The organism is Streptococcus sp. 116-D4, from assembly GCF_009731465.1.
Classification (GTDB): Bacteria; Bacillota; Bacilli; order Lactobacillales; family Streptococcaceae; genus Streptococcus; species Streptococcus pseudopneumoniae_E.
In genome coordinates this window covers 576,645-590,617 of record NZ_AP021887.1, presented here as the reverse complement: position 1 = coordinate 590,617, position 13,973 = coordinate 576,645, and the positions used below count along the sequence as shown (strand labels likewise).

General features: G+C 42.3%; 15 protein-coding genes. 2 read left to right on the top strand and 13 right to left on the bottom strand.

Translation table 11 applies throughout. The annotated features are described in order from the left end of the window. Nucleotides 1-42: 42 nt before the first annotated feature. The 5 genes from UKS_RS03040 to UKS_RS03020 all read right to left on the bottom strand — a co-directional run bounded on the left by UKS_RS03040 (nt 43) and on the right by UKS_RS03020 (nt 3,792). On the bottom strand, nt 43-1,194 hold the full coding sequence (locus tag UKS_RS03040) for an MFS transporter (RefSeq protein ID WP_156011768.1): 1,152 nt from the start codon (nt 1,192-1,194) through the stop codon (nt 43-45). A 325-nt stretch (nt 1,195-1,519) separates the two neighbouring features. Continuing rightward, entirely contained in the window at nt 1,520-2,149 is a 630-nt protein-coding gene (locus UKS_RS03035) for a Pr6Pr family membrane protein (RefSeq protein ID WP_049495050.1), read from the bottom strand. Between the two features lie 2 nt (nt 2,150-2,151). Next, a complete protein-coding gene (locus tag UKS_RS03030) occupies nt 2,152-2,490 on the bottom strand; it encodes a zinc ribbon domain-containing protein YjdM (protein WP_153210424.1) in 339 nt (112 codons plus the stop codon). A gap of 130 nt (nt 2,491-2,620) precedes the next feature. Next, entirely contained in the window at nt 2,621-3,292 is a 672-nt protein-coding gene (cmk, locus tag UKS_RS03025; protein WP_156011767.1) for a (d)CMP kinase, read from the bottom strand. An 8-nt stretch (nt 3,293-3,300) separates the two neighbouring features. Further along, nucleotides 3,301-3,792 carry an SAG1386/EF1546 family surface-associated protein gene (locus UKS_RS03020; protein WP_173020450.1) on the bottom strand — a complete coding sequence of 164 codons (492 nt, stop codon included), beginning with the start codon at nt 3,790-3,792 and terminating at the stop codon, nt 3,301-3,303. Nucleotides 3,793-3,837: 45 nt separating this feature from the next. Here UKS_RS03020 and UKS_RS03015 point away from each other — a divergent pair, with 45 nt between their 5' ends. Continuing rightward, nucleotides 3,838-4,035, top strand: coding sequence for a ferredoxin (locus UKS_RS03015; protein WP_004235080.1), 198 nt, complete (start codon nt 3,838-3,840; stop codon nt 4,033-4,035). A gap of 57 nt (nt 4,036-4,092) precedes the next feature. Here the strand turns inward: UKS_RS03015 and UKS_RS03010 are convergent, their stop codons facing one another. From UKS_RS03010 to UKS_RS02985, 6 genes are all read right to left on the bottom strand, one after another. Beyond that, nucleotides 4,093-5,058 (bottom strand): glycosyltransferase family 2 protein, encoded by a 966-nt coding sequence (locus tag UKS_RS03010; RefSeq protein ID WP_156011766.1) that lies wholly within the window; start codon nt 5,056-5,058, stop codon nt 4,093-4,095. Between the two features lies 1 nt (nt 5,059). Then, nucleotides 5,060-6,079, bottom strand: coding sequence for a UDP-glucose 4-epimerase GalE (gene galE, locus UKS_RS03005; protein WP_156011765.1), 1,020 nt, complete (start codon nt 6,077-6,079; stop codon nt 5,060-5,062). Nucleotides 6,080-6,342: 263 nt separating this feature from the next. Beyond that, nucleotides 6,343-7,446, bottom strand: a complete 1,104-nt coding sequence (locus tag UKS_RS03000) for an NAD(P)/FAD-dependent oxidoreductase (RefSeq protein WP_173020449.1) — start codon at nt 7,444-7,446, stop codon at nt 6,343-6,345. Between the two features lie 16 nt (nt 7,447-7,462). Further along, nucleotides 7,463-8,260 carry a Nif3-like dinuclear metal center hexameric protein gene (locus tag UKS_RS02995; RefSeq protein ID WP_156011763.1) on the bottom strand — a complete coding sequence of 266 codons (798 nt, stop codon included), beginning with the start codon at nt 8,258-8,260 and terminating at the stop codon, nt 7,463-7,465. Next, entirely contained in the window at nt 8,247-8,924 is a 678-nt protein-coding gene (locus tag UKS_RS02990) for a tRNA (adenine(22)-N(1))-methyltransferase (RefSeq protein ID WP_156011762.1), read from the bottom strand. The genes UKS_RS02995 and UKS_RS02990 overlap by 14 nt, the downstream gene beginning before the upstream one ends. A 101-nt stretch (nt 8,925-9,025) precedes the next feature. Then, nucleotides 9,026-11,362, bottom strand: a complete 2,337-nt coding sequence (locus UKS_RS02985; protein WP_156013037.1) for a cation-translocating P-type ATPase — start codon at nt 11,360-11,362, stop codon at nt 9,026-9,028. Nucleotides 11,363-11,495: 133 nt separating this feature from the next. On the opposite strand from UKS_RS02985, the gene UKS_RS02980 reads away from it, so the two are divergent. Beyond that, nucleotides 11,496-12,245: a lysophospholipid acyltransferase family protein gene (locus UKS_RS02980; protein ID WP_049495039.1), complete on the top strand. Its 750-nt coding sequence runs from the start codon at nt 11,496-11,498 to the stop codon at nt 12,243-12,245. A 43-nt stretch (nt 12,246-12,288) separates the two neighbouring features. Here UKS_RS02980 and UKS_RS02975 read toward each other — a convergent pair whose 3' ends face one another. After that, complete coding sequence (locus UKS_RS02975; RefSeq protein WP_049495037.1) at nt 12,289-12,981, bottom strand: alpha/beta hydrolase-fold protein; 693 nt, start codon at nt 12,979-12,981, stop codon at nt 12,289-12,291. Next, entirely contained in the window at nt 12,962-13,972 is a 1,011-nt protein-coding gene (locus UKS_RS02970) for an ABC transporter substrate-binding protein (RefSeq protein ID WP_156011761.1), read from the bottom strand. The genes UKS_RS02975 and UKS_RS02970 overlap by 20 nt, the downstream gene beginning before the upstream one ends. Nucleotide 13,973 lies beyond the last annotated feature (1 nt).

The following is a 13,973-nucleotide window of genomic DNA, read 5'->3' as shown; positions in this document are numbered from 1 at the left end:
CTGGGTACAGAATTTACAAAAAGAAAAACTTAGGAATCAATCCTAAGTTCTCTTTTGAAGTAGGTACATGACAAAGATAGAGGTTACAATTAACCAAGATCCTAAGATAGCAAAGACCAACGTCCCATTTTGTGTTAGTAAGCCAATAGCACCTAGAACGAACGGAGTCGTAAAGGCTCCGAAACTACAGCCTAAAACTGCAAATGAAGTAGCTTGATTGAGAAGTTTAGCTGGAATTCGTTCAGAGACCAGTTGAAAGACCGTTGTCAAGGCTACACTATAGGCAAAACCAGCCAGAACACTCCCTGCCACTACCACCCACAAGGATGGAGACAAGGCAATCACAATTTGCCCCAAACCAAAGGTAATACCGGACCAGAGAAGCAATTTCTCTTTAAAGATAGAAATCAAGAAAGAGAAACTCACACCAGCTACAATACCGATTAACTGCATGACACTAAGAACAAAACTAGATAACTGGGCATCTCCCAGTCCTCTTTCCACCATTAAACTTGGAATACGGATGGTAATAGCTGTATTGGTACAAACTACAACCGCCGCTTCGATAGCTAGGATAAAAATCAAGCCTTTCATTTCCCGAGTTAAGCGACTTGCTTCCTTCGCTTTTTTCTTGACTTCTTTCTTTTCTTTTCCATAAGGGACAAAGAGTAGATAAAGAGTCAGCACCAAAAATCCAGCACTATAGGCTAGGAAGGTAGCTGTCCAACCAAAAGCCAACAACTGTCCGACTGCCAAGGTAATGAGAGAGGCCCCAACGACCTCTGCAGAACCGCGTAGCCCTAACATCTGAATTCGCGTTTTTCCTTGATAGCGTTCACTGATAATGGAAATGGCCTTGGCATTGATCATCCCAACTCCCAAGCCAAAAAGAATCCGTGTTCCAAAGACAAAAGGATAAGCTTGGTACCAAAAGGGTGCCGTTCCGCTGAGAGATAAAATCAACAATCCCAAACTAATCTGTAAGCGCTCAGGAAATATTTTTTCTAAGAAACCATTTAGCAGTAACATAATCATAATTCCAAAGGATGGCAAGCTTGCCAAGAGCTCAATTTGTTCCTTAGGATAGCCTTGATAGTAGTCAAACATGGCCGGCAGGGCACTCGAGATGGAAAAGGAAGTAATCAAAACGAGGGAGAGAGCCAAAATACTGGCCCGTTCTAAAAATTGTTTCATGAAATCTCTTTCTATATTTCTATTAATCTTCTACTTTTTTGATAGTTGTCAAACAAGCAAGAAAAGAAGAAGCCTCTTTAGTGTATAGACTCCTTCTTAAACTCGAAAATGAATCCCTTGTTTCATATACTCAATGAAAATCAAAAAGCAAACTAGGAAGCTAGCCGCAGGTTGCTCAAAATACTGTTTTGAGGTAGTAGGTAACACTGACCAAATCAGCTCAAAACATGTTTTTGAGGTTGCGGATGAAACTGACGAAGTCAGTAACCATACCAACCCACGGCAAGTCGAAACTGACGTGGTTTGAAGTGATTTTCAAAGAGTATTAGGATGACTTTCTCTTGATTTGCTTGATAAAGTAGAAGATAAATCCTGCTACCATATAGGCAACAAAGATAATCAGACACCACTTGAACACGACATCCCAACCCTTGTTCACATTCAAAAAGAAGTAAGGGAAGGGACTGTCCTTAGAATTAGGAACATCAAGCTTCAATACCAAGCCATTAAAAAAAGCAAAAATCATATACAGCAAGGGTAAAATCGTCCACATAACTGGATCCCAGATTTTGTATTGACCCTGTTTGTCAAAAAAGAGGGTATCTGCTAAAAACCAAAGGGGAACGATATAGTGGCAAAGGAAATTTTCTAGAGTATAAAAATTAGGCACAATAGGCGCTAAGAGGAAATGGTAAATCACACAGGTAATCATGATACTCATGGTGACCCCACCTTTTAAGCGCAAGAGACTTGGTCTTTGCCAGTTTTCACCTAAACGGCTCATAGCCTTTAGGAGATAGAGAGTAAAAATCGCGACTAAGAGGTTGGACAGAACCGTATAATAGAGCAACATCCCAAATCCACCATGCTTGGCGATTTCAAGATAAACTCCCGTAAAAGCCGCTAGAAACAAGAAGATACGGCTATAAAATACAAGTTTATAGTGTTTTGACATGCTTAAATTTTCTTCACAAACTCTGATTTGAGTTTCATGGCACCAAAGCCATCAATTTTACAGTCGATATTGTGGTCGCCTTCTACGATGCGGATATTTTTCACGCGCGTTCCTTGTTTCAAATCTTTTGGCGCACCTTTTACTTTCAAGTCCTTGATAAGGGTTACTGTATCACCGTCAGACAATTTATTCCCGTTAGCATCGATAGCGACAAGGCCTTCTTCTACATCTGCAACTTCAGCAGGATTCCACTCATAAGCACACTCTGGGCAAACCAGTAGGGCACCGTCTTCGTAGACATACTCTGAGTTACATTTTGGACAATTTGGTAGGTTGTTCATGGTTTCTCCTTATAGTCATTCACTATTCTTTGAAAATCAAAATTTCTCGAACAGCAACTATTATACCTTAAAATCAGTATTTTGACAAATATAGAAAAAAACCGATATCAATCTATCGGCTTTTCTACAATTACATTCTTTTTTCAGCTTCTGCTTTGATTTTTTCAACTACTTCTTGAATACCTAATCCAGTCGTATCAAGGTAAACTGCATCCTCTGCTTGTTTGAGAGGCGAAGTCTCACGATGACTATCCTTATAGTCACGCGCAGCAATTTCCTCTTTTAGGGTTTCAAGGTCTGTTTCAATTCCCTTGGCAACATTTTCCTTGTAACGACGCTCTGCTCTTTCATCGACAGAAGCTACTAGGAAAATTTTCAATTCTGCTTGTGGTAATACAACGGTTCCAATATCGCGACCATCCATGACAATCCCGCCTTGCTGGGCGATTTCTTGCTGGAGAGAAACTAGTTTCTCACGAACTTCAGGAATTGCTGCAATAGCTGAAACATGATTGGTCACTTCATTTTCACGAATAGGATGAGTAATATCCACATCCCCTACAAAGACAAGTTGTTCTCCCGTTTCTGAGCGTCCAAAACTGATTGGATGCTGGTCCAATAAGGTTAAGAGTTCTTCAACTTGTTCAACTCCTAATTGGTTCTTGAGAGCCATATAGGTCGCTGCACGATACATAGCACCTGTATCTAGATAGGTGTAACCAAAATCCTTGGCAATAATCTTTGCGACTGTACTCTTACCACTTGAAGCTGGGCCGTCAATAGCAATTTGAATTGTTTTCATATCAACTCCTATTTGATTTTGACAACATCACCTGGATTAGCAAACCAAGATCCTGTAGCCATATGCCCAGGATTCAAAGCCTCTAACTGCGCAATCGAGATTCCTGCACGAGCGGCAATGGCTGCTTCTCCTTCTCCAGCCATAACTTTTGTAGTTCCTTCTGGATCATTTGGATGTTCTGAGCTACTAGATGACTCTTCTACCTTCTCCTCTGAACTAGAAGATGCCTGCTCTGAACTACTACTAGAAGTAGAAGAAACTTGCTCTACTTTTGTATCTGAATCGTAAAAATCTTTCAAGGCTGCTGTGCGATTACTCCCACCCGATGAAAGATAGATCAGAACAATAATCATCACGACTACAATCACAAAGAAAATACTTGCTAAAATAGTCAAGATACGATTAGCCAGCACTCCTCCACCTTGTTCTCTCTTACGACGTTCTGATCTTGTTTCTTCTTGATTCTCATAAATATCTTCTTGCCACGGTTCTTTTGCCATACCTTACTCCTTGTTTTTTTTTACTTTTCTTATTACAATATAAATATGAAAATCACACTTATACCTGAACGTTGCATTGCCTGTGGGCTTTGCCAAACTTATTCTGAATTATTTGATTACCACGATAATGGAATCGTGCGCTTTTACGATGACCCTGATCAACTAGAAAAAGAAATTTCTCCTAGTCAGGACGTCGTAGAAGCTGTTAGAAACTGTCCGACACGTGCCTTGATTAAAGATTAACTCTACTATCGACAAGAACGTTCTACTTCTTCTAGTTTAGCATATTTCCATGCAAAATTATAGTCTTTTTTCTTTATTTTTTTCTGTAAAATCAGGAAGTCCACTTTTTTCTTTGATAAGATAAAGTGGTCTTTTTTTGGTCTCTAGATAAATCTTACTAATATACTTGCCCAGAATCCCAATGGTTAAGAGTTGGATTCCCCCAAGAAAGAGAATGACAGCCATCAAAGAGGTCCAACCTGATGTCGGATTGCCCAAAATGAGAGTTCGAACCACAACAAAAAAGGTCATAAGCAGAGAAAGAAAACATGATAGGAGACCAGCCACAAAGGCTATAATCAAAGGAAAATCTGAAAAATTAACAATTCCTTCAATGGAGTAGAAAAAGAGTTGTTTAAAACTCCAACTGGTCTTGCCAGCCTGCCTTTCGACATTTGGATAGTCCAGATAGTGGGTTTTAAAGCCGACCCAGGCAAAGAGTCCCTTCGAAAAACGATTGGACTCAGTCAAGCTTAAAATGGCATCGACTACAGGCCTTCTCATCATGCGAAAATCACGGACACCAGAAGGCAGGGCTACTGGACTAATTTTTTGCATGAGGCGATAAAAAAGATCAGCACAGAAACTGCGAAACAGGGGTTCTCCCTCTCGACTGGTTCTCCGTGTCCCAACACAGTCTAAGTCTGCATTCTGGTCTAGTAAAGCTTTCATCTCAAGCAACATACTCGGAGGATCCTGGAGATCTGCATCCATCACCACCACTAGGTCTCCTGTCGCATATTGCAAGCCTGCATAGAGGGCTGCTTCTTTTCCAAAATTTCGCGAGAAAGAAATATAATGCACTGCCGGATTTTGCTCCCGATAGGTCTTTAAGAGTCTCAAGGTCCCATCGCTTGAGCCATCATCGACAAAGACATACTCGATTTCTACTCCCAACTCAGGAATCAAAGCTTCCAAAGCCTGATAAAAAAGAGGAAGTACTTCCTCTTCGTTTAAACAGGGGACAATGATTGACATCACCATCTTAGTCTTCAAATCCGTTTGGATGCTTGCTTTGCCAACGCCATGCGTCTTCACACATTTGGGTGATGCCCAGCTCTGCTTCCCAGCCCAGTTCTGCTTTGGCTTTTGCAGGATCTGAATAGCAGGCTGCGATATCCCCTGGACGACGGTCTACAATGCGGTAAGGAATTGGACGTCCCACTGCTTTTTCCATGTTTTGGATAATTTCAAGAACTGAGTAGCCTTTACCTGTTCCAAGGTTATAAATGTTTAGACCTGAACCTTTTTGGATTTTTTTCAGAGCTGCAACGTGACCTTTAGCCAAATCGACAACGTGGATATAGTCACGAACACCAGTTCCGTCTTCCGTATCGTAATCATCTCCAAACACTTGCACTTGCTCTAATTTTCCAACGGCTACTTGCGTCACATATGGCAAGAGATTGTTTGGAATACCGTTTGGATTTTCTCCCAAATCACCACTCTCATGAGCTCCGATTGGGTTGAAGTAACGAAGCAAGACCACATTCCATTCTGAGTCTGCCTTGTAGATATCGGTCAAAATTTCCTCAAGCATAAGCTTAGTACGACCGTAAGGATTGGTCACTGAAAGTGGGAAATCTTCCAAGATGGGCACTGTATGAGGATCGCCATAAACTGTCGCAGAAGAACTGAAAATGATGTTTTTACAGTTGTTTTCTTCCATAGCTTTTAGAAGACTGACAGTTCCGGCGATATTGTTCTCATAGTAGGCAAGAGGGATACGTGTTGATTCACCAACAGCCTTCAAACCAGCAAAGTGAATGACACCTGTTGGTTCTTCTTGCTTGAAAATGTCACGAAGAGTAGCTGTATCACGGATGTCTGCCTCATAGAAAGGCACTTCAACTCCTGTAATTCTCTCAACAACTTCTAAACTCTTTCGGTTACTATTAACAAGGTTATCCACCACAACAACCTGATGACCTGCTTGGATTAACTCAATAACAGTGTGGGTTCCGATAAAACCTGCTCCACCCGTTACCAAAATCTTTTCTTGCATCTTCTTTCCTCGATTCTCGGATTATTTTTTCTTATTTTACCATTTTTGATAGGGAATGTCATTTGCCATCATAGAGGGGAGGCTAAAATTTCAGTAAAATGCTTATACTCTTCTCTTCGAAAATCTCTTCAAACCATGTCAACGTCGACTTGCTATGGGTTGGTATGGTTACTGACTTCGTCAGTTCTATCCACAACCTCAAAGCAGTGTTTTGAGCAGCCTGCGGCTAGTTTTCTAGTTTGTTCTTTGATTTTCATTGAGTATTATTCGCTTTTTACTCGTTTGACATAGTTTGCAATTGGGTAGTTTAGAGGGTCCAAGGTCAACTCCTTGTCTTGGATTAGTTGAGCTAGGTGATAACCAATGATAGGACCAGTTGTGAGGCCTGATGAACCCAGTCCACTAGCAGCATAGACACCTGATAAGCCAGGTACTTGTCCAAAGAAAGGAGAGAAATCACTAGTATAGGCACGGATTCCCACACGCTCAGTTCTTGAAGTCGGTTTAGACAAAACTGGATAATGGGGCAAGGCTGCCTCCTCCATTTTCTGGAGCAAGGTTTCATCCACGGTCAAGTCAAATCCCATGTCATTTTCATGGGTAGCTCCTAAGGACAATTTCCCACCAGCAAAAGGAATCAAATCCCACTCCCCCTCTGGCATAACAACAGGATAAGCTTCCATATCTTGGGTAAGTTGATAATCTCGGAGTTGTCCTTTTTGAGGACGGACATCTACTTCATATCCTAAAGACTCCAAAACATCTCCCAACCAAGCTCCCGTCGCTAAAATAACCTGATCAAACACCTCTTCGCCAATCTGGTAGCCTGCTGCTAAAGGTGTCAGAGTCACTTTTTCTTTGACCAGCTTGATCTGACTGGCTTCTAGCAAACGAGTGACTAAAAGCTGACCATCCACTCTTGCTCCACCAGAAGCATAGAGCAAGCGATCAAATCCCTGCAAACCAGGGAATAATTTATTTGCAGACGCTTGGTCTAAAATGGCTAATTGCCCTATCAAGGGAGATTCTTCTCTGCGCTGGAGGGCTAGTTGATAGAGTTCTTCCAACTTAGTTTCATCCTTTTTCAGGAGAAAGACTCCCGAACGTTGGTAAAAGTCGATTTCTTGCCCTGAATTCTCTAAATCAGACAACAAATCCACATAAAAATCAGCCCCCAAGCGCGCCATTTTGTACCAGGCTTTATTGCGGCGTTTGGAAAACCAAGGACTGATAATTCCTGCTGCGGCCTTGGTAGCCTGACCTTGTCCATGGTCAAAGACGGTTATTTCTAGGTCACTTTCTTTAGAGAGGTAGTAGGCAGCTGTTGCACCCACGATCCCTGCTCCGATAATAGCAACTTTTTTCATTGTTTTCACTTTCTAACTAGATATGGTGGAAAGGATTGGTTGATACTTGACTAGGTACAATATCGATTGTCCAGCCTTTTTCCTCTTTCCATTGATTAAGAAGCTCTGCAATTTTTTCTACAAAAAGCACTTCGATATAGTGGCCTGGGTCCAATGCTAGCAAACCATCAGACAACATATCCTGGGCAGTGTGGTAGTAAATATCACCAGTGATATAGACATCTGCCCCCTTTGCCAAGGCATCCTTATAGAATGACTGCCCACTTCCACCACAGATGGCCACTCTTGAGATAGGCTTCTGCAAATCAGTCTCTTGATAATGCACCATTCGAAGGCTATCTAGACCAAAGACTTGCTTGACATGTTGGGCCAATTCCCCAAATGTCTGAGGCTGAACATTCCCAATACGTCCAATCCCACGTTCAGAACCTGTTTCCTGCAGATAAGTCGTCTTCTCAATACCTAGCATCTGACAAAACCAGTCATTGAGGCCATTTTCAACGATGTCAATGTTAGTATGGCTGACATAAACTGCGATGTCATGTTTGATGAGATCAATGTAAATCTGATTTTGCGGATGGTTGGCTACCAAGTCCTTGATGGGACGGAAAATCGGCGCGTGCTTGACGATAATCAAGTCCACACACTTTTCAATGGCTTCAGCCACCGTTTCTTCACGAATGTCGAGAGCTACCATGACTCTTTGGATATCCTTGTCCAAAGTGCCAATTTGCAGGCCACGACTGTCTCCCTCCATAGAAAATTCCTGAGGGCAAAAGGCTTCATACGCGTTAATCACTTCACTTGCTAACATGGAGCACCTCCTTAATGGCTTGAATTTTATCTACTAGAACTTGACGTTCCTCCAGATTTTTTTCTGGAATTTGTCCGAGGACGAACTCTAGCTTAGCAGCTTCTTTTTGCCATTTTTTGATAAAGACTGGGCTAACTTCTTTAGACAAGAAGGGTCCAAAGCGAACATCACTAGCAGATAACTTCATTTGTCCTGCTTCCACCACCAAAATCTCGTAGAACTTGCCAGATTCTTCTAGAATGCTTTCTTTCACAATCTGGAAACCATGGTCTTGCAACCAAATGCGCAAGTCGTCTTCACGATTATTAGGCTGGAGAATCAAACGCTCTACATTGGCTAGCTTGTCCAAGCCTCCCTCTAATATCCTAGCAATCAAACGACCACCCATACCTGCAATGGTGATGACCGATACCTGATCTGCCTCTTCAAAGGCTGCCAAGCCATTGGCTAAACGAACTTGAATTTTCTCCTTGAGGCCGTGAGCCTCAACATTTTTGACTGCAGACTGATAGGGGCCTTCCACAACCTCACCTGCAATGGCACTTTTGATTTGGCCTCTTTCGACCAATTCGATAGGCAGATAAGCATGGTCACTTCCCACATCTAGTAAAATGGCACCTTGTGGCACAAAGGAAGCCACTAATTCCAATCTCTTTGAAATCATCTTCTCTCACTTTCCAAAACTCTATTACCTCTTATTATACCACATTTCAGTCAGCACTCCTGCACCTAAAAAGACCACAATCCACAGATTGCAGTCTTTCTTTATTTTCTGGCTTGATAGCGACTGGTCAAAATGAATATCACGGTAAAGACCAGCATCATGGTTCCATAAACAGGCAATGTTTGTCCTGTAAGTGTCGAAATTTCAAGCAGTTTTTGAATTCTTGGGAAGAGAGCTGTGGCTAGGAAACCTCCTACTGACCAAACAATCAAGAGGACACGCCATAGGGTAAATGGCATGCAGGCTCTAAATACGGATAAGAAACCAATTGACCCCAAGAGATAATAGAGTAGAGTTGAGATTTCTAACTCAGACCAACCTTGGCTACTTCCAAATATTTTCACAAAAAGAACGCTGAACACAACCATGAGAGCGCTTGGTAGGGCACGAAGCATGGATCTTCTGAGGAAGTTTGGCTCAACAGGTTTGATATTTCGCTCAAAAGTCAGAACGAATGGTGGAAAACCTTCCACGAATTGGTCAATCATGGTAATTTGAATCGGAATGAAGGGGAAAATCAAGATCCATTCAGACCGTCCCAGAAGAGCACTGGCAATACAGATGACTGCTAGCAAGAATGAGTAGATGGTCTTTATCAAGAAAATTGGGGCGATATGGGCAATGTTATTGACCACACGACGGCCTTCAAAGAGAATCTCAGGAACATCATTAAAGTCAGAGTTCAAGAGAACCAGATTGGCAATCTGACGAGTCGCTGGATCCCCTTCCGCCATCACGATAGAACAATCCGCCTCACGAAGGGCCAGAATATCATTGACTCCGTCCCCTGTCATTGCTGTTGTATGACCCGCTTTTTTCAGCGTTTGGATGATGAGTTTCTTTTGATGAGGGGAAACACGTCCGAAAATAGCAGTCTCCTCCGCCATAGCAACCAATTCCTCATCCGTGATTTTTGAGCAATCTATATAACTGTCATAGTCCGCAAAACCAGCCTTCTGGGCAATACTGGATACCGTAACTGGATTGTCGCCAGAGATAATCTTGAGTCCCACTTCCTGAGAACGGAGATAGTCCAGCGTCTCAGCTGCTCCCTCTCGAATGGGGTCCAAGATTTCCAGTAAGGCTAGAGCCTGAATATCAGATGGTTTCTGCGGCTTGTGATGGTCTAATTTCTCCTGACTGAGAGCTAAGACCAAGACACGTGAGCCTCGCTCAAGAGCTTCTCTAGCTTCAGGAACTTCAGCATCCAACAACATCTCAGGCGCCCCTAAGAAAACTGTTCCCAAACCTTCTAACTCCATGGCTCCCCACTTGCGGTCGCTTGAGAAGGGGAGATTTGAAATCAAAGGATAAGTAACTTCCCCCACAAAACGCTTTCGAATAGCTTGGGCAGTTGGATTTTTATCCTCACTATGGGCCATATAGCTGGTCAGGATGCTAGAAATAGCCTCTTCACCATAAGTTGCCGTCAGTGGAAGAACAGCCTCCACCTGCATCTTTCCTTGGGTGATGGTGCCCGTCTTGTCCAAACAGAGCATATCCACGCGCGCCAAGGTCTCAACAGAGTACATCTCCTGCACTAAGACCTTTTTCAAGCCCAGCTTAATAACCGCAGTCAAGAGCGAAGTAATGGTCAAAAGGGCAATTCCCTTAGGCAACATTCCCAGAAGGGCTGTCGACGAATTTACAACGGACGACTTAAGAGGCAAGCCTTTTAAAAGCAAGGCTTCTAGCAGGAGAGCTAGACCAAAAGGAATGATAATTTTCCCAGTAAAACCTGCTAGCTTGTCCAGTGATTTCATGATCCGAGAGTTGATGGGTTTAACGGTCTTGGCTTCCAGCATGAGTTTGGCAGCATAGTTGTCTGCACCGACATGGTGAACTTGAGCTAAAACTGACCCACTAGCTAGGAAACTTCCTGACAAAAGCAAGGCATCCACTTCCTTTTGCACCAAATCACTCTCACCCGTCAACATAGCTTCATTGACTTCCGCAAAGCCTTCCAAAACCAAGGCATCACTGGGAATCTGCTCTCCAGCAGACAAACGAATGACATCACCCAGCACCAATTCTTCTGGATCGATGGCAATTTCCTGACCCTCACGGATGGTTTTGACCTTTTCCTTAGTCATGAGATTGAGCTTATCCACCATGTGTTTAGCCCGTAGCTCGGTCACAATCCCCGAAAATGCGTTAAAGCAGATAACAGCAAAAAAGACCAAATTGCTCCAAGCCTGTACAAAGGCTAGCGCCAAGGCAATGGCAAAGTTCAAAGCGTTAAAAAGGGTAAAGACATTTCGTTTGATGATTTGCCAAGTACTGGTACTGGCCGATGCAGTAAAATCATTGACCAAGCCCTTAGCTTGTCTATCCTTGACCTCTCTTTGGGTTAATCCCATAATCTTATTTTTATCCATAAATTCTATCATATCATTTTTTCTAAAAGAATTCTAATTCTATCCAAAAACTGTCCACTAATAACTGAAAAAGTTTGCCTGTAGTCTTTCGATAAGGTATAATAATAAAAGCAATACAATCGAAGGAGATCTCATGTTCTATACTTATTTGCGTGGACTAGTCATGCTGATTTTGTGGTCCATCAATGGCAATGCCCACTATCATAATACTGATAAAATTCCTAATAAAGATGAAAACTATATCCTCGTCGCACCTCATCGTACCTGGTGGGATCCTGTTTACATGGCCTTTGCGACCAAGCCAAAACAATTCATCTTTATGGCTAAAAAAGAGCTGTTTACCAACCGCATATTTGGCTGGTGGATTCGAATGTGTGGGGCCTTTCCTATCGACCGGGAAAATCCCAGCGCTTCTGCTATCAAATACCCTATCAATGTCCTCAAAAAAAGCGACCGCTCGCTCATCATGTTTCCAAGTGGGAGCCGTCACTCAAATGATGTAAAAGGTGGCGTAGCCCTGATTGCCAAGATGGCCAAGGTTCGTATCATGCCTGTTACCTACACAGGTCCTATGACCTTGAAAGGATTGGTCAGCCGTGAACGTGTGGATATGAACTTTGGAAATCCTATCGATATCTCAGACATCAAGAAAATGAACGATGAAGGGATTGAAATGGTTGCAGACCGTATCCAAGCAGAATTTCAACGTCTAGACGACGAAACGAAACAATGGCACAATGATAAAAAACCAAATCCACTCTGGTGGTTTGTCCGCATTCCTGCCCTCATCCTTGCCATTATCCTCGCTATCCTAACCATCATCTTTAGTTTTATCGCAAGTTTCATCTGGAATCCAGATAAGAAAAGAGAAAAACTTAGTTAAATACATACAAAAATCCCTTGGCAAAAGCCAAGGGATAAATCTTTTATTTGATTTTCCATTTTTGGGTCAACCAGCTAGAAAAAGCTAGAAATCGCTCAGCTACTTGTTCATGGTGTCCATAAGGATCAAAGACAAACTGACCGTTCGGATAGCGTTTCTGAAGACTGGTATGGATCTGCTCAGCATAGACTGGTGCTTGAGCCAGACGATTGCTATGATTAACTCCTTCTGTTTGACCATTCTGTAAATACAGCAAACAGTCTAGATTTTTCACTGTCTCTGCCTTACAGTAAGTCACAAAATCAGGATACCAAAAGGAACCGCAGATGGAGAAGACACAGGAAACCTTGTCAAAGCTGAAAAGACTGTATACTGCTGTCAGACCACCTAGTGAGTAGCCTCCATAAGCAAGGCGAGTTTCGTCCAGGCGATAAAGCGAGTGCAACTTATCTAAAAGACCTCCAAATAAATGATCATGATAGACGTTGGCCTGACCTCCAAAATCTGGAGCTCCATCTCTCAGAGCAGCTGCCTTCCAGGGAGTGTAGTCATCTAGGCGATTTTTAGAGGTCAAGCCCACTAAAATCACAGATTCAGAAAGGGACGATAGGAAATCCAAATTTCCGTCATTCAATAAAATAGCCGGATAGGTTTGATTGGGGTCGTAGTTAGAGGGAAGGCTGACTTTGACTTGGATCCCTTCCCAATCAAACTCATTATTTATTGATAAAGTCATTGATTTTCTCAAGGGAATCAATCACTGCTGGACCATAATCCATCAATTCATCGTAAGAGATGGTCATAATTTTTTGATTCTTAATGGCAGGTACGCTTTCCAAAACAGCATTTGCCTTCATCAACTCTACTGCTTTTTCATCCAATTTTTTATTGCGGTCGCTGGTTACATAGATAATCAATTCAGGATCCATTGACACGAGATTTTCCAAGGTCAAGCCTGATGTCCCCGTAGCAACGTTTGTATAACCAAGTTGGTTCAGTAAACTTTCTTGCAAAGCAGACTTGTAGGCACCGAAGGTTTGATCATTATAAGCAACCATAATCAAAGCCTTTTTCTTTTCACCTTGACTTGCTGGATTTGCTTTCTTAACAGCGTCAATTTTAGTTTGTAATTGGGCCGCGTATTCATTGGTCTTGTCCTGAACATTAAAAATCATTCCAAGATTTTTGACATCTTCTACAATATTCCCCAAATCTTGCTGAATTGTTGAGAGAGAAGCTTTTTGCGTATAGACTGGGATTTTGTTTTCATTCCAAGTGCTAACTGTCCCCAAGGATTTTTCAGAAAACATCATGTTTCGACCCATCACAGCGTCTGGCTCATAAGAAAGGACTGTTTCTTGTGAGACTGTTTTTTTATCCCCAATTTGAGGAATCGTCGCAATCGCGTCCTTGTATTTGTCCGTCACAGCATTATCAGGGTTAAGCATGCCAGCAATTTTATCCTTCAAGCCTAGCTCCAATAAGATTTCAGTGGTTGAAAGATTGTTGGTGATAACTTTTTCAGGTGCCTTGTCAAAGACTTGTTCGACTTCATTTCCCTTAGCATCATAAGTTTTGACCGTTAGCGGATAAGTCGTCTCTGCGCTTGCCTTTTGACTTGTTTCTGCGCTAGATTGTGTGGTAGTTTTTTCTGTAGTAGTATTACCACAAGCTGCCATGGTTAGGATAGCAACTGTTACGAGTAAAATACTGAGTGTTTTTTTCATC